The sequence below is a fragment of the Mycolicibacterium pulveris genome (genome assembly GCF_010725725.1).
Taxonomy (GTDB): Bacteria; Actinomycetota; Actinomycetes; order Mycobacteriales; family Mycobacteriaceae; genus Mycobacterium; species Mycobacterium pulveris.
On record NZ_AP022599.1, the window covers coordinates 5,314,179 to 5,330,926 of the forward strand.

The following is a 16,748-nucleotide window of genomic DNA, read 5'->3' on the forward strand; positions in this document are numbered from 1 at the left end:
CTTTCCGGCTACGGCCGATCGTCACATGATCTTGTGAACGAAGCCACTACGACAACCCGCGGCGGGCTCGTAACGTCGGCACACATGGCGGCACCTGACCGCGACGATGCGGGCGAACGGCGGGCGAGTCCTCGTCTTCCCTCGTTCGGCATGGGCGCATTGGATTCCGTGGTGGGACCGTTCGCGAGAACCGGTCGCTACTACGCGTACGCGTGGCGCGAGTATCTGAATCGCGAGTCGCGCGAGCTTCCGATCGCCCGCCCGACGTTGGCGCTGGCCGCGCATGCGCTGCGCGACGAGATCGTGCTCATGGGTTTACGTGTGCGCCGTCCAGTCAGCGATATGGAGGAATTCGAGCGCATCAACGCCGAAGTGGTTGCGGCGCTGGAGTTCTATGGACAGCGGGGCTGGCTGGACCAGCCGGCAGGTTATTTCGCCAGCCCCCGGACACTGCCCGATGTCACGGTGTATCCGGTGCAGGCGTACGGGCGGTCATACGAACGCATGGTGTTCGACAGCGGGTACACACCTCGCTCGGGCGAGCCCGGTAGACAACGCTGGCTCGGCTATACCGCCAACAACCGTGTCTACGCATTGCTGCTGCGCCACAAGGAAGATCGGCCCTGGCTGGTGTGCGTGCACGGAACGGAGATGGGCAGGGCGGGGCTCGACCTCGCGTTGTTCCGGGCGTGGCACCTACACCTTGATCTCGGCCTCAACGTGGTCCTGCCGGTCCTTCCGATGCACGGCCCGCGAGGTCGGGGGCTGCCGAAAGGGGCGGTGTTCCCGGGCGCGGACGTGATGGACAACGTCCATGCGACCGCCCAGGGCGTGTGGGACATCAGGCGGTTGCTCTCATGGATCCGGTCGCAGCAACCCGAGTCACCCATCGGGTTGTACGGTCTGTCGCTCGGCGGGTACGTCTCGTCCCTGGTAGCCAGCCTCGATACCGGGTTGACATGCGCGATTCTCGGTGTGCCGGTGGTGGACCTGATCGACCTGCTGGGTAGCCACGCCGGCCTGAGCGAAGACGATCCGCGCCGTCAGACGGTGACCATGGCCGCCCCCATCGGGCGGATGACGTCTCCACTCGCGTTGGAGCCGAAGGTGCCGATGCGCGGGCGGTTGATCTACGCGGGCATGGCCGACCGTCTCGTGCACCCGCGCGAGCAGATCGTCAAGCTGTGGGAGCACTGGGGCAGACCCGAGATCCTCTGGTATCGCGGCGGGCACACCGGGTTCTTCCAGTCGCGGCCCGTCCAGCAGTTCATCGACTGTGCGCTGGTGCAATCGGGGCTGCTGGCCGCTGCGGTGCCGGGATGCGAACCGGACGAGTAGCGACCCGGTCAGCAGTCGCAGGACCGGGCGATGCAGCCTCCGCTGTACACCGTGTCCGCCTGGGCCAGCGCCGCGTCGGGCGCGGCATACGACAACACCTGGCCTTCGCGGCTGCCGTACCGGTAGACCGTGATCCCCTTGACCTTGGCCTTCCAGGCGGTCAGATAGATGTCGCGGACGTCGTCGACCGTTGCCGTCGCCGGTAGGTTGACCGTCTTGGAAACGGCCGCATCGACGTGGCGCTGCACCACCGATTGCATCCGCAGGTGCCACTCCGGGGCGATCTCGGCCGCGGTCGGAAAGGCGGCACGGACGGAAGCCGACAACTGGGGGCAGCCGCGCACTCCCCCGCGCTGTGCGATCTCGCTGATCAACTCGTCGCTGTAGAAACCCCGGTCGCGGGCCAGCCGGTCGAAGCACGGGTTGACCTCCAGCAGATGCCTGCCGAGAACCGAACGGGTGAACGCGATCGCGAACATCGGCTCGATTCCGGCGGTGGTGCCTGCGATCAGCGAGATGGTGCCCGTCGGCGCGACGGAGGTGACCTGTGCGTTGCGCCGCGGGCCCGATCGTGCGAACCGGCTGTCGGCGAACGCCGGGAACGCTCCGCGCTCTTGCGCCAACCGCTTCGACGCGATGTGCGCCTCGCGTTGTATCCGCCTCATGAGCTGTTCGGCCAGGCCCACTCCTTCCTCGCTGTCATACGGAATAGCCAGTGTGGCAAGTAATTCCGCCAATCCCATCACGCCAAGCCCGATCTTGCGGGTGGCACGGGCGGCTTCTTCCAGCTCGGGATACGGGTAACGGCTCACGTCGATGACGTCGTCGAGGAAACGCACGGCGAGCGCGACAACCTCTTTGAGCCGGTCCCAATCGATACGCCCGTCGACCACCATTCGGGCCAGGTTGATCGAGCCGAGATTGCAGGATTCGTATGGCAGCAGCGGAACCTCGCCGCACGGGTTGGTCGCCTCGATCCGGCCGCGGCGCGGTAGCGGGTTGGCTCTGTTGATGGTGTCGAGGAACACCAGACCCGGGTCTCCGCATTCGTGCGCCGCCGCGCAGATGCTGTCGAACAGCGTTGCCGCGGACACCTGGGCAACGGTCTTGCCGGTTCGCGGGTTGACCAGCCGGTGGTTATCGCCGCGCTGCACGGCGCGCATGAACCGATCGGTGACGCCGACCGACAGGTTGAAGTGTGTCAACGCGTCCTGCGAGCGGGCTTTGGTGGTGATGAAGCCGAAGATGTCGGGATGGGACGCGTCGAGCACGGCCATGCAGGCACCGCGTCGGCGACCGCCCATGGAAACGACCTGCGCGGCGGTGTCGTACAGCCGCAGAAACGACGTCGGGCCGCTGGCTGTGCCCGCCGTGGTGGTCACCGGATCGCCGGCGGGCCGCAACCGACTGAACGAGAACCCGGTGCCACCGCCGGACCGCTGGACTTCCGCGGCCTGGCCGAGGGTCGTGAAGATCGAACGCAGCGAATCCTCGACGGGCAGGACCACACAGGCGGAAAGCAGCCCGATATCGGTTCCGGCGTTCATCAACGTCGGCGAGTTCGGCAGGAATTCAAGGTTGCGTAGCAGCTTCGCGTACCGCTCGGCCCAGCGCGTCGACGAGCCCGGCCGGTACCCGTCTTCAGCCGCGGCGACGCAGTGCGCGGCCCGGTCCATCATCTCGCCGGTCGACTCGGCGGGGCGCCCCTTGTCGTCGCGCAGCAGGTAGCGCTCCCGCAGTACCGTCACCGCGGCCAGGCTCAGCTTGAGCTCGTCGCGCACCCCGAGCATCGCCTTGGCGGTGCGCAGTTCGGCCCGTCGCCGTCGGTAGACGATGTATGCGCGGGCGACGTCGTCGAGACCGGCCTCGCCCAGCCGGGCCTCGACAAGGTCCTGAATCTCCTCGACCGGCGCCACGCCGGGCCCCAGCGCGTCGGCAACAGCCTCGGCCACCGTTGCCGGCATGTCCGGATCGTCGTTCGCCACCTCGCGGGCCGCCCGCGCCACCGCGGCTTCGATCCGCGTGAGGTCGAACGGCACCACGGTTCCGTCCCGGCGCCGGACTTCGGTCGGCCAGGTTCCTGTCTTCGCCTTGTTGGACACAGCTGGTGCGCTCCTTCACTGAGGCTCAATCCTGTCCGAAGCGGACCGGGCGGCCTGAAGTCATTCTCCCCGAGCCATCCGGGACTTTCGGCCCTGTGCCGCCGGTCGGCCGCGGTCAAGACTGGCCGCATGCCACTTCGACGGCATGACGAACGGCGACCGGCGCAGGACGCGTCCTTCTATCACCTTGCCGATGTCGCCGTCGGCACGCAGTGTTGTCAGGGCACGGCGTGCTTCGTGGCCCGACAGCGGAACCCGGCGCGCTGGGCCGAGGCGCAAGCGTCCGATCCTCGCGTCTATTGCCTGGGGCGCTGCTTCGCGGGTCCTGCCGTCGCAGGCGATCTGTCTCGTCCCGCGGTCGAAATCGCTTGTGACACCTCGGTGTTACTCGACAGGGTCCGCCGCGGATCGCCTGCGCAGCTCGGTGACTACCGCGCCGACGCGGGATATGAGGGGCTTTCGCGCGCCCTGTCCTCGGGACCCGAGGCGATCCTGGGTGAGGTCGACACGTCCGGGCTCCGCGGCCGTGGCGGGGCAGGCTTTCCAACGGCCCGCAAATGGCGCGCCGCCCGCGCGCAACCCGACGGCCCGCGCGTGCTCGTGGTCAACGCCGACGAAGGCGATCCCGGGGCCTACATCGACCGGTTTCTGTTGGAGGACGACCCCCACGCCGTGCTCGAGGGGACGGCGATCGCCGCGCTGGCTGTCGGCGCGGAGCGAGCATACATCTACGTGCGCCGCGAGTACCCCCGCGCGCTGGCCACGGTGCGCGCCGCCGTTGCCGAGGCCGAATCCGCCGGAATTCTCGGCGATGCGCTTTTCGGAGACGGTCCGCCGCTGACGGTCACCGTGGTGGAGGGCAAGGGCAGCTACCTCTGCGGCGAGGAGACGGCCCTGCTCAATGCGCTCGAGGGACGACGTCCGATGGTGCGCGCGCGGCCGCCCTATCCCGCGCAGTCCGGCCTGCACGGTGTGCCGACGGTGGTGAACAACGTGGAGACGCTGGCCGCCGTGCCCTGGATCCTTCGGCACGGGGGAAGCGCTTACGCCGGAATCGGGTCAGGCACCAGCACGGGCACGAAGGTGGTGTCGCTGAACTCGCTGTTCCGCAAACCCGGGCTGTACGAGGTCGAGTTCGGCATCCCGCTGCGAGAGATAGTTGAGGGCCTCGGCGGTGGGCTCGTCGACGATCACCTGAGGGGTGTGATCGTCGGCGGCCCGCTGGCCGGGATCATCCCGCCCCACCTGCTCGACGTTTCTTTCACCTTCGACGACTTGCGAGACATCGGTGCCGAGGTCGGCCACGGGGGAATCGTCGCGTTCGACGACACCACGCCGATCGGCGAACTCGTACGGCACGTGTTTCGGTTCGGCGCATACGAGTCCTGCGGCGCCTGCACACCGTGCCGGGTCGGCGCCGCGCGAGTCGAGCAGCTGTTCTCTGGAGATTTGGACGAGGCCGGACACGCCGAGTGGCAGGCCACGATACGGGCACTGGCGGCAACGAGCCTGTGCGGTCACGGCACCGGGCTGGCCGAGTTCGCCCGCAGCGTGATGGCCTATTACGGACAGGATCTCGAGTCATGCCGCGCGTGACCATTGACGGTGCGACCGTGTCCTGTCCGCCCGGACTTTCGGTGCTCGAGGCGGCGGCAAGCGCCGGGATCGACATCCCGGCGCTGTGCCACGACCCGCGGCTCGCCCCGGCCGGAGCCTGTCGGTTGTGTGTGGTGACGATCGACGACGCCGACCGTCCGGTGCCCGCCTGCACCACGCCGGTGTCCGAGGGCATGGCAGTCCAGACGACGACGACCGAGCTGCGCGAGTTGCGGAGAACCCTGCTGGCCATGCTTGTTCGCCACTATCCAGCCGACGCGGCCGCCACGAACCCCGGCCTCGCGTTTCACCGGATGCTCGCGGACTACGGGGTGTCGGCGACGGGGGCGGCTGATCCCCATCGGGTGGATTCGTCGCATCCCAACATCCGCGTCGACCTCAACCACTGCATCTCGTGCTGGCGCTGCGTGCGGATCTGCGACGAGGTGCAGGGCCAATTCACCTGGCGCATAGCCGGTCGCGGCGCCGACTCCCACGTCGTCCCGGACTCCGGTACCACGTTGGCGGACAGCACGTGCGTATCGTGCGGCGCGTGCGTCGACACGTGCCCGACCGACGCCCTGACCGACGTGGGCGTGATCCAAGCCGGGTCGGCGACCGGTTGGACCCGCACCACATGCCCGTACTGCGGTGTCGGATGCGAAATGATGGTCGGCAGCCGCGACGACCGGATCGTGGAGGTCGTTCCCGCCCGTGATGCGCCGGTCAACCGCGGTCACCTCTGCGTAAAGGGCAGGTACGGCTTCGGTTTCAACACCTCGCAGGATCGGATCACCACCCCGATGCTGCGCAGCTCGTCGGGGGAATGGGTGCCTGTCGGCTGGGACGAAGCCATCGACGTCGCGGTACGCGGTTTCCGTCGCGTCATCGACCGTGCCGGGCCGACGGCGGTCGGCGTCCTGGGCTCGGCACGAGCCACCAACGAGGAGAACTACCTCACCCAGAAGTTCGCGCGCGTCGTGCTCGGCACCAACAACGTGGATTGCTGCGCCCGGGTCTGCCACGCACCGTCCGCTGCCGGTCTCAAGGCGGTGTTCGGTACCGGCGCGGCGACCAACTCATTCGACGACATCGAGATCGCGCGCACCATCGTGGTGTGCGGGTCCAATACCACGGAAGCTCACCCGATCGTCGGCGCGCGCATCAAGCAGGCCGCGCTGCGTGGCGCCAACCTCGTCGTCATCGATCCGCGCAGGATCGAACTCGCCGGCTACGCCGACGTGCACCTGCGGCCCCGGCCGGGAACGAATGTGGCGGTACTCAATTCCATCGCGGCTGCACTCATCGACGAGCACCTTGTCGACGAGGCGTTCGTGGCCCAGCGCGTCGACGACTTACCAGCGTTCCGTGATTTTGTCGCCGCCTATGTCCCCGAACGGGTTTCGTCGATCACCGGGTTGGACCCCGCCGACGTGCGGCGGGCTGCCAGGCTCTACGGCGGGCAGGGCCCGTCCATGCTCTTCCACGGCCTCGGGATCACCGAGCATGTCCAGGGCACCGACGCCGTGATGTGTCTTGCCAACCTGGCCCTGCTGACCGGAAATGTCGGCAAGCCCGGTTCGGGGTGCAATCCGCTTCGCGGACAGAACAATGTGCAGGGTTCAGCCCACATGGGGTGCGAGCCACACCATCTGACCGGCATGATCGCGCTGGCCGATGGCCGCGATCGCGCCGCGGCGGTATGGGGCGCGCCCGTGCCCGAAATACGCGGGCTCGATGCGATGGAGATGCTCGATGCCGCCGAGGACGGCCGGCTTGACGCGCTGTGGGTTGTGGGCTGGGACATTCTGCTCACGCAGCCGCAGACCCCGTCGGTGGAACGGGCACTCGCCGCGCTCGAGGTGCTCGTGGTCCAGGATCTCTTTCTCACCGAGACGGCGCGGCGCTTCGCGACGGTCCTCCTCCCGGCCGCATCATCGTTCGAGAAGGACGGCACGTTCATGAACTCCGAACGCCGTATTCAGCGGATCCGCCGCGCGGTTTCCCCGCCGGGCATCGTCAAGACCGACGCCGACATCCTCTGCGAGGCCGCCGCCGCCTTCGGATGGGGCAGCCACTTCTCCTACCGGGGCGCACAGGACATCTGGGATGAGATCCGGCGCCTCTGGCCCGCCGGTGCGGGTATGGCCTATCAACGGCTCGACAGGCCCGGCGGTTTGCAGTGGCCCTGCCTGGACGAGGATCACCCGGGGACGTCGCTGCTGCACCGCGACGGGTTCCCGGGGATCGGGACGCGCGCGACGTTGCGTCGCGTCGATCATCGGCCGAGCGCCGAGCAACCGAGCGAGACCTATCCGCTGGTGCTGATCACCGGCCGTGAACTGTACGCGTTCAACGCCGGCACGATGACCGGGAGGGCGGCGACCGCCGCGTTGACCGATGGTGCGGTGCTGGAGATCTCGCCGGACGACGCGCAGCGGTTGGGCGTGATCGACGGCACGGAGGTCTCCGTGCAGAGCAGGTACGGCGCAGTCGTGCTGCCCTGCCGCATCAGCGACCGCATGCCGCCGGGAACGGTTTTCACCACCTTCCACGACCCGGCCGTGCCGGTGAACGCCGTCACCGGGCCGGGACGCGATCTCGCGACCCACACCCCGGAGTACAAGGTCACCGCGGTGCATATCGCAGGCGCCGGGACGGCTTCCCGAGATGTGGGCTACGCCAGCTCTTCGAAGTCCTGACTCAACGCCGCCAATCGCGCGACGGCCTGTTCGATGCCCCGCGCGAGGTCGTCGACATCGGGTACCGCCCTGTGGTCCGCGGTGATACCGAACATGAAGTCGTCGGCATAGCTCAACATCGCGATGACAGTGCGCAGCCGGATCCCGATCGGTGGAATCGGATACACCCGAAGCACTTTTCGTCCCATGATGCGCATCCGTTGACGAGGGCCGGGGACGTTGGTCGCGAGAGTCACGACACCGCGCTGCGGCAATCGGGTCAGGGCCCGAACGGTCCAGGCAGTCAGGGGGAACGGAACAACGTTCGTCGCCGCGAGGAACACCGACGACGCTTGACGCTGGCCACCGCCCTTCACCGTGGTCAGCCGCTCATGTACGGCTCGCAGCTGCTCGATCGGATCCGACTCATCGACGGGAAGGTTCGGGATCATCAGCGAAACCCGGTTGTCGGCTTTGCCCATCGCGTCCTTCGAACGCACCGACACCGGCACCATCGTCGGCAGTGAATCAGGCCGGGGCTCCACACCGCGACGAATAAGACCCTGGCGGTAACTGTCCGTGATAGCCGCCAGCGCAACGTCGTTGAGCGTCACGTCGAATGCCGCCCGGATCTTGGCCACGTCGTCCAGCGAGACGCGCACCGCGCTGTAGCGCCGCCTGGAGGTCAGCGGCCCGACGAACGGGGATGGCGCCGCCGGACGCACCAGGCTCGAGGTGATTTCGAGTGCTCCCCCGACCACCCGGATCGCGGCGCCGGTGACCGCGCTCGCCGTCCGCCATGCGCCGACCGCCCAGTCAAGCGGATTGAGGCTGAGCCGGGGCAGGAGGTTGGGCCGCCCGGCTTGCTCGCCGGCCGCCCGGATCTTCGATGCGAACGTGTCGCCCTTCCCCTCGTCGCTGAGGTTGGAGAGCATTTGCATGGTCGCGATCCCGTCGGCGACACAGTGGTGGATCTTCATCAGGATCGCCCACCGGTCGTCGGACAGGCCTTCGATGATCCAGCATTCCCACAGGGGCCGTTCGCGGTCCAGCCGCCGTTCCATGATCTGGGCGACCAACCGGAACAGCGCCGCGTCATCGCCCGGGCGCGGCAGCGCGGCGCGGTGCACGTGGTAGGTCAGGTCGAGGTCGGGATCGTCGACCCACTCCGGAGGTTCGAGATCAAGGGAATGGATGCGCAGACGTTGCCTGAACCGGGGAACCGCGAGCATGCGTCGCCCGAGGCCGACGGCGAGAGATTCGTCACCGGGCATGGGCCCTTCGATGACCGACAGGCCGCCGATCGCGAGGCTGACGTGCGGGTCGGAGTCCTCGGCTTGCAGAAAGCCCGCATCGAGTGTGCTCAAGCGCTCCATATTCTCAACTGTCTTGCCTGCGGCGGTGGTGACGGAAGGGCCGGAGGTCCCGTACCGGTGAGGACGAGGGTCCTTAGTCCCCCACGTGGTGACCATCGACCCTGGCTTTGGGGCGGTGGCAGACCCGAACCTGGAGTCATGGGTACCACCCGCGTGGACCTCGACGTCGTCAAGAAGGTCGTGGAATTGGCATGCCGGGCACCGTCGCTGCACAACAGCCAGCCGTGGCGATGGGTCGCGCAGGACGGCGCACTTCACCTGTTCCTCGACAACGACCGCATCCTGTATTCGACCGACCACTCCGGCCGTGAGGCCGTCATCAGCTGCGGAGCCCTGCTGGACCACCTGCGGGTCGGAGCGGCCGCGGCGGGTTGGAACGCCGTCGTCGACAGATTTCCCAACCCCAACGATCCACAGCACCTGGCATCCGTCGAGTTCACGCCGGTGGACCTCGTCACCGAGGCGCACCGCCGTCGCGCCGACGCCATCCGGCAACGCCGGACCGACCGGCTGCCGTTCGCGGCTCCGCCGGGCTGGGGCGGGATCGAGGCGCGGCTGCGCGGCTCGGTGACTTCGCCTGCGGTACGGCTGGACGTCATCGCCGACGACCTGCGCTCCGAGCTCGCGCACGCCTCGCGGCTGACCGAGTCGCTACGCCTCTACGACACCTCGTATCAGTCCGAACTGCTGTGGTGGACAGGGCCGTTCGAATCCACCGAGGGTGTACCGCACAGCGCGCTGCTGTCTGCCTCCGAAGCCGACCGCATGGACATCGGGCGGGACTTCCCGCGCGTCCAGCACGCGGATCGGCGGGTGGAGTTCGGCCACGACCAGGCCAAGGTCCTGGTGCTCTCCACCCGTGACAACGACCGCGGCAGCCTGCTCGAGTGTGGTGAGGTGCTTTCGGCCGTGTTGCTCGAAGCCACGTTGGCGGGGTTGGCGACGTGCACGCTGAGTCACATCACCGAGCTCTGGGCCAGCCGGGATATCGTTTCGTCGCTGATAGGCCAGACCACCACACCGCAGGTCTTGATCCGGGTGGGCCTGGCTCCGGCGCAGGAGGACCCGCCGCCGCCGACACCTCGGCGACCGATCGAGGAGGTGCTCGAAATTGCCGACTAGCAGCTCACGGAACGTATTGTGAGAGCGATGTTGATTCTCGGCGCTAGTTCGGAGGGCTTCACATGGTGAAGGTCTTTCTGGTGGATGACCACGAGGTCGTCCGGCGGGGGCTGATCGATCTGCTCAACTCGGATCCCGAGCTCGAGGTCATCGGCGAGGCCGGATCCGTGGCCCAGGCGATGGCGCGCATACCGGCGTTGCAGCCCGACGTCGCCGTGCTGGATGTGCGGTTGCCCGACGGTAACGGCATCGAACTGTGCCGCGACCTGTTGTCGCGCCTGCCCAATCTGCGCTGTCTGATGTTGTCCTCGTTCACCTCCGATGAAGCCATGCTGGACGCCATCCTGGCCGGAGCGAGCGGCTATGTCGTCAAGGACATCAAAGGCATGGAACTGGCCAAGGCCGTCAAAGACGTCGGCGCCGGCCGTTCCCTGCTCGACAACCGCGCCGCCGCGGCGTTGATGGCCAAACTGCGCGGGTCGGCCCAACAGGCCGACCCGTTGTCCGAACTCACCGAACAGGAGCGGGTGCTGCTGAATCTGCTGGGTGAGGGGCTGACGAACAAGCAGATCGCGGCCCGGATGTTCCTGGCCGAAAAGACGGTCAAGAACTACGTATCTCGGCTGTTGGCCAAACTCGGCATGCAACGCCGCACCCAGGCCGCGGTGTTCGTGTCCAAGCTGAACCGGCCTTCCGGTACCGAGGAATAGCCGAAACGCCGTTCAGGACGGGCGCGCGACGATGACAGGTGTCCGCGCGGACTCGGCGACCGCCGTGCTGACCGAACCCAAAAGCATTGTGGCGAAACCACCGCGACCGCGGTTGCCCAGGACCGTCAGTTGAGCCTTCTCGGACTGCTCGAGCAGCTGCCGCGCGGGCCGGTCGGGCACTACGACGCGTCGCACCGTGACGTCGGGATACTGTTCCTGCCACCCGGCGAGCCTCGAGGCGAGGGCCTGCTCGGCTTCGGTTTGCAGGTCGGTCCATTCGACGCCGGGCAGCGCGTCCACCGCGAAGTCGCTCCAGGCGTGGACGGCGATGAGCTGCACGCCGCGGCGCGACGCCTCATCGAAGGCGATGGCCGTGGCCAGTTCGGAGCCCGGCGAACCGTCGATGCCGACGACCACCGGGGCCGTCGCGTGCTCGGCCGTGAGCGGAACCTCGTCGTGAATAACGGCGACGGGGCAGTCGGCATGACGGATGAGACCCGCGCTCACCGAGCCGAGCAGGCGCCGCTTCACGGCACCGAGTCCGCGGCATCCCACCACGATCATGTCGGCTTCTTTGGACAGCTCGATCAGGCTGGGCAGCGCGCCGGCGGTGACGATTTCGGTCTTCACCTCGACCGCGGAGTCGTCGACGGCGCGCTGGGCGATCTTCTCGGCGGCACGCAGGATGGCTTGGCCATCCTTCTCGAACTGCTCGAGCAACTCGGCAGGCACGGGCATTTCGGGCCACAGCTGCACCGGGGGCGGCTGAACCACGTGGACGATGGTCAGCGGGCGTTTACGCATCGCGGCTTCACGCACCGCCCAGTCGACGGCCAGCTTCGACGGAGACGACCCGTCGACGCCGACGACAACACCGCAACGCCTTGTCGGGGCAGCCATTAACACCTCCTACGGTGGCCGCGCCACCTGCTGAACGCTATTCGAAGACCGAACCGTCCAGCCCGGTGACGACCTCGGACAACGGTTGGCGAGGTGTGGCGGGCAGCGGGTCGGCGTTCACCGGGGCCCATCCCACCCGCAACATCATCTGGGGGTAGCCGCTGTCACCAAAGACGTCTTTTCGCACGGCTTCTCGCGTCTCGGGGAACTCCAGCGGCTCGGTGATCGGACAGCTTGAAAGGCCCAACGCCGTCGCTGTCAACAACACCAGGCTGGTGGCCTCACCGGCGCGGAGCCGTGCCAGCCGGGTGTCGTCCTCCGTGCCGAGCGCCAGCACCACCGCGTTGTCGTCGGTGGGATCGACGTCCTCGGGTTGGGCCAGCGCGGGCCCGGCGAACACCCGGCCGGGGATCGGCGACAACGGGTCCGTCGGCGGAATGTTGCGCGCCGGTACCCCGGAAACCGACGCATAGCGCCCGGTCCACGTGGCCAACTCGGTGAGGTAGTCCTGATCGACGGAGTGGCGCCAGGCCGCCTCGGCCACGATGCTCTGCAGCTTCGGCAGCGCCTCCACCCGGCGCAGCATCACTCCCGCACGGGCTGCCCGCGAACCCATCAAGGTGATGTCGGCCGCGGGCACGGGCCACCAGCTGTACAGGCGGCGATCGGTGCGCCTGCGCGGGATCGCGGCGGCCAGCATCACGTCGAGTTCGGTCGGGGTGTGCCGCTGCAGTTCGATGGCGGCAAGATGCGCGGGCTGCAACGAATCCGGCAGCCGGTGCACCTTCGCCTGCCAGCCCAGCGCGGCTAATGCGACCACCACGTGGTGCAGCGTCGCCCCGCAGCTCAGCAGCAGGTCACGGCTGTCGGGGTCGGTATTGGGCAGGTGCCGGTCTAGGTCGGCGTACAGATGCAGCGATTGGTCGCCCACCCGCCAGCGCCATGGTTGCGTGTTGTGAATCGACGGCGCTCTGATGGCCAGCGACAGGGCCGTGTGGATCGTCCGATGATCCGGGAAGCGGGTGTTCATGCCTCCAGCATCGCGGCGTGGGCAAATGGCGGCAAGGGAACAAAGTCACTCTTGACGGGGGACTTCGTTGACCCCCAGATGGGCCAGGCACAGATCGGGCTCGACGAACGGTTCGAGTCTGTCCACCGTGATGGGCGCGTTCCACGCCTCCAACGCCCCCCGCATCAGCCCCAGATGAATCGGGCAGACGACGTCGGAACCGCCGTCGGCGAGTTCGAGGAACGGGCAGTGCCGCAAGCCGACCTGCTGTTCACCGGCGACGGTGCGCAGCTGGGGCGCGAACCCGAGTTCCTCGAGGAACTTCACCAACCAGCGGGCGGACTGCCTGGCGCCCGATGCGCTGCGGTTGTCGTCCGCCATGATCCGGCGGGCCCACGCCCGCCCGGCGCTGACCGCCTTGGCCACCGGGTTGCGCTGACCGGCCAGGCCCAGCACCAGGATCTCGGCGAGCTCCTGATAGCGCCGCGGCCCGCCGGGGTCCATGCGGTGCACGGCACGAAACATCTGCGGTGGGCGCCCCGGGCCGCGCCGCTTCGGCTGGACCCGCTCGGCGCGGCCCTCGGCGACCAGGTTCTCGAGGTGGAACCTGACGGTGTTGGGGTGCACATCCAGCTCGTCGGCGATCTCGACGATGGCCATCGGCTCGTCTTTTGCCCGCAGCATCGCCAGCACATCTTCACGACGACCTTCGGACATGCCTGCGAGTTTATCCAAATCTGCTAGTAACAACACCCGCTCCGGTTCGCGAGAGTGGGGTTACGGCACGTCGCGGGGCCGATTCGGGTGCCCCGAGCCCACGTTCGGCGCCGGGTTCGGCGATTACGGCGCTACCATCCGCGGCGTGGTGGGTGCGATCCCACCAGCTCGCCCTTGCCGGACACGTCGCGGCTGCGGTACACGATGTAGGGCCGGAACAGATAGGCGATCGGCGCGCTGAACACGTGCACCAACCGGGTGAACGGCCACAGGCAGAACAACACCATCGCAATCATCACGTGGATGTGAAACCACAACGGCGCCTGCACCATCAGGTCCCCGCGCGGCTGCAGAATCCAGATCGACCGGAACCACGGCGACACCGATTCGCGGTAGTCATGATCGGCACCAACGGGTGTGGCTCCGATCAGAGTGCACGCCAGCCCGGCGACGATGGCCAGCACCAGGACCGCGTACATCGCCTTGTCGTTGACGGTGGTGGCCAGGAACACCGGCCCGGTGGTGCGGCGCCGGTACACGAGAAGCGCGATGCCGCCGAGGGTGGTGATGCCCGCGATGGCGCCGAGCACCATGGCCTGCACGTGGTAGACGTGGTCGCTCATGATCAGATTGGTCCACGACTCCGGGATCACCAGACCGATGATGTGACCGACGATGACGACCAGGATGCCGAAGTGAAACATCGGGCTGCCGATGCGCAGCAGCCGCGACTCGTACAGCTGTGACGAGCGCGTGGTCCAGCCGAACTTGTCGTACCGGTAACGCCACCATGTGCCCACGGCGACGACGGCCAACGTCACGTACGGCACCACGTCCCAGAAGATCACCCAGCCCGACATGTCAATGAACTCCTTGGGTTGCGCGATCGCCGACACCCGCCCGGCGGGGCGGCACAGTCAGCGTGAACGGTTCCAGCCCAACGGCTTCCGCCGGCGGACCGGCCTCGGCGAGCCGTCGGGCACGCTGGGCCTCCTGCTCGCTGGGCGCCGGAAACGTGTGGCGCACCGCGGCGACGGCGTGTGCGTAGGGCGAGTCGGTGTCGTTGAGCGACGAGTACAGCACGTCGATCGGGACGCGGTGATCCACCAACAGCCGACGCCCTGCCTGCGGGTCGACCGTCGCCGCGAACTCCAGCACCACCGGCAGGTAGTCGGGGGCTTCCCCGGACGGCGGCGGCACCCCGGCCTCGCGGTAGGCGGCGTTGAACGCCAGCATGTGGTGGCCGCGGTTGCGGGTGTCACCGGCGGTCCAGTAGGTCAGATACATCGTCGAAGCGCGCCGCAGATCGAAGGTTTCGACGTACTGCGCGGCCGCGCTCGTCCAGTCGCTGGCACGCAGCGCCTCCGCGGTGCGTGCCAGCAGGGTCGCGGCCGGATCACCGATGTGGGCGATCAGTTCATCGACGGTGCCCAGACGTTCCGAACAGCCGTCGTCGGGATAGCACAACAGCAGCGACGCCGCCTGCCACACCAGGCGGTCGGTCAGTGCCACCGAATTCGATTTGCGGCCGAGAAGCTTCATTTCGAGACCCCCTCGTCGGGGAACAAGCCCGCCGGTACGCCGCGGCCGTCCCAGTTGAGCAGGTTCACCCGGGACTGCCGTTCTGCGTTGGCTGCCATGCCGTCGCTGGTCTGGCGGTGGTGCAGGGCGTGGAATGTCTCGACGGCCACCGGCACCGGGCCGCCGCTGGCCTCGCCGAACGGGCCCGATTCGTACATCCCCGGTCCACCCTCGAACGACAGCGAGCACCCGGCCTCCTCCGGCGGGTGTTGCGCATCGACGGCGTAGGCGGTCGGGATGACATAGCGCTCTTCATATTTCGCCAATGCCAGCAGCCGGTACATCTCGTAGATCTGCTCCTCGGTCATACCGACCGATTCAGGGATGTGCGGCTGGGTTTCGCGGCCGAGGTTGATGTCGCGCATGTAGGAGCGCATCGCGGCCAGCCGGCGCAGGACACCCTCCACGACGTCGGTGTCCCCGGCGGTGAACAGGCCGGCCAGGTACTGCATCGGGATGCGCAACGCGTGCAGGGCGCCGAACAGGTTGCCGAGCTCCTCGCCGTCGTGGCCGTCGCGGGCGATGGCGTCGACCACCGGTGACAGCGGCGGGATGTACCACACCATCGGCATGGTGCGGTACTCCGGATGCAGGGGCAGCGCCACCTGATACTTGTGGATCAGCGCATACACCGGGGAGCGTTGCGCGGCTTCGATCCACTCGTCGGAGATGCCCTCGGCGTGCGCCCCGGCGATCACCTCGGGGTCGTGCGGGTCCAGCAGGATCGACTTCTGCGCCGCGTACAGGTCGGTGTCGCGCTCCACCGTCGCGGCCTCCAGCACCCGGTCGACGTCGTAGAGCACCACGCCCAGGTAACGCAGCCTGCCCACGCAGGTCTCAGAGCACACCGTCGGCAGGCCGACCTCGATGCGCGGGTAGCAGAACGTGCACTTCTCGGCCTTGCCGGTCTTGTGGTTGAAGTACATCTTCTTGTACGGGCAACCGGACACACACATCCGCCAGCCCCGGCAGCGGTCCTGGTCGACGAGCACGATGCCGTCCTCGGTGCGCTTGTACATCGCGCCCGACGGGCACGACGCCACACACGACGGGTTGAGGCAGTGCTCGCAGATGCGGGGCAGGAAGAACATGAACGTCTGCTCGAGTTGGAGCTTCACCTCGTCGCTGACCTGCTTGAGCACCGGGTCGCCGGGCACGATCTCCGGGGAGCCGCCGAGGTCGTCGTCCCAGTTGGCCGACCACGAGATGTCCATCGGCTCACCGCTGATCAGGCTGCGCGGCGGTGCCACCGGCATCTGGTCCGACAGCGGCGCCGACATGAGGTTGTCGTAGTCGTAGGTCCACGGCTCGTAGTAGTCGGAGATGTTCGGCATCTTCGGGTTGGCGAAGATGCGCAGCAGTTTGGACAGCCGGCCGCCGTCGCGCAGCCGCAGCCTGCCCTTGCGGTCGCGGATCCATCCGCCCCGCCACCGTTCCTGGTCTTCGTACTGTCGCGGATAGCCCTGCCCGGGCCGGGTTTCGACGTTGTTGAACCAGACGTACTCGGTGCCGGGCCGGTTGGTCCAGGCCTGTTTACAGGTCACCGAACAGGTATGGCAGCCAATGCATTTGTCCAGGTTCATCACCATGGCCATCTGCGCCATGACCTTCATAGG

The 16,748-nt window shown here is 67.7% G+C and carries 13 protein-coding genes; 5 read left to right on the plus strand and 8 right to left on the minus strand.

Going from position 1 to position 16,748, the window contains the following annotated elements:
* Positions 1-84: 84 nt before the first annotated feature.
* The gene (locus G6N28_RS25765; RefSeq protein WP_163905338.1) at positions 85-1,338 is read left to right on the plus strand and encodes an alpha/beta hydrolase family protein; all 1,254 of its coding nucleotides are present in this window, start codon (positions 85-87) and stop codon (positions 1,336-1,338) included.
* Positions 1,339-1,346: 8 nt separating this feature from the next.
* Here the strand turns inward: G6N28_RS25765 and G6N28_RS25770 are convergent, their stop codons facing one another.
* Positions 1,347-3,440, minus strand: coding sequence for an adenosylcobalamin-dependent ribonucleoside-diphosphate reductase (locus G6N28_RS25770; protein WP_163905340.1), 2,094 nt, complete (start codon positions 3,438-3,440; stop codon positions 1,347-1,349).
* Positions 3,441-3,569: 129 nt separating this feature from the next.
* Between G6N28_RS25770 and G6N28_RS25775 the strand changes: the two genes are divergently transcribed.
* On the plus strand, positions 3,570-5,036 hold the full coding sequence (locus tag G6N28_RS25775) for a complex I 51 kDa subunit family protein (protein WP_163905342.1): 1,467 nt from the start codon (positions 3,570-3,572) through the stop codon (positions 5,034-5,036).
* Complete coding sequence (gene fdhF / locus G6N28_RS25780; RefSeq protein ID WP_163905344.1) at positions 5,024-7,738, plus strand: formate dehydrogenase subunit alpha; 2,715 nt, start codon at positions 5,024-5,026, stop codon at positions 7,736-7,738. The genes G6N28_RS25775 and fdhF overlap by 13 nt, the downstream gene beginning before the upstream one ends.
* Here fdhF and G6N28_RS25785 read toward each other — a convergent pair.
* Positions 7,714-9,093 carry a WS/DGAT/MGAT family O-acyltransferase gene (locus tag G6N28_RS25785; RefSeq protein WP_163905346.1) on the minus strand — a complete coding sequence of 460 codons (1,380 nt, stop codon included), beginning with the start codon at positions 9,091-9,093 and terminating at the stop codon, positions 7,714-7,716. The genes fdhF and G6N28_RS25785 overlap by 25 nt on opposite strands.
* A 138-nt stretch (positions 9,094-9,231) precedes the next feature.
* Between G6N28_RS25785 and G6N28_RS25790 the strand changes: the two genes are divergently transcribed.
* Together G6N28_RS25790 and dosR are read left to right on the plus strand one after the other, a co-directional pair.
* A complete protein-coding gene (locus tag G6N28_RS25790; protein ID WP_163905348.1) occupies positions 9,232-10,215 on the plus strand; it encodes an Acg family FMN-binding oxidoreductase in 984 nt (327 codons plus the stop codon).
* A 62-nt stretch (positions 10,216-10,277) separates the two neighbouring features.
* Positions 10,278-10,925: a hypoxia response regulator transcription factor DosR/DevR gene (dosR, locus tag G6N28_RS25795; protein WP_163905350.1), complete on the plus strand. Its 648-nt coding sequence runs from the start codon at positions 10,278-10,280 to the stop codon at positions 10,923-10,925.
* Between the two features lie 12 nt (positions 10,926-10,937).
* Here the strand turns inward: dosR and G6N28_RS25800 are convergent, their stop codons facing one another.
* From G6N28_RS25800 to narH, 6 genes are all read right to left on the minus strand, one after another.
* Entirely contained in the window at positions 10,938-11,825 is an 888-nt protein-coding gene (locus tag G6N28_RS25800) for a universal stress protein (RefSeq protein ID WP_163905352.1), read from the minus strand.
* Positions 11,826-11,862: 37 nt separating this feature from the next.
* Positions 11,863-12,855: an Acg family FMN-binding oxidoreductase gene (locus tag G6N28_RS25805; protein WP_163905354.1), complete on the minus strand. Its 993-nt coding sequence runs from the start codon at positions 12,853-12,855 to the stop codon at positions 11,863-11,865.
* A 45-nt stretch (positions 12,856-12,900) separates the two neighbouring features.
* Positions 12,901-13,551 (minus strand): helix-turn-helix transcriptional regulator, encoded by a 651-nt coding sequence (locus G6N28_RS25810; protein WP_163905356.1) that lies wholly within the window; start codon positions 13,549-13,551, stop codon positions 12,901-12,903.
* 131 nt (positions 13,552-13,682) lie between these two features.
* On the minus strand, positions 13,683-14,411 hold the full coding sequence (narI, locus tag G6N28_RS25815; protein WP_163905358.1) for a respiratory nitrate reductase subunit gamma: 729 nt from the start codon (positions 14,409-14,411) through the stop codon (positions 13,683-13,685).
* A 1-nt stretch (position 14,412) separates the two neighbouring features.
* Entirely contained in the window at positions 14,413-15,093 is a 681-nt protein-coding gene (narJ, locus tag G6N28_RS25820) for a nitrate reductase molybdenum cofactor assembly chaperone (protein ID WP_163905360.1), read from the minus strand.
* Positions 15,090-16,745 carry a nitrate reductase subunit beta gene (gene narH / locus G6N28_RS25825; RefSeq protein ID WP_163905362.1) on the minus strand — a complete coding sequence of 552 codons (1,656 nt, stop codon included), beginning with the start codon at positions 16,743-16,745 and terminating at the stop codon, positions 15,090-15,092. Before narH ends, narJ begins: the two co-directional genes overlap by 4 nt.
* Positions 16,746-16,748 lie beyond the last annotated feature (3 nt).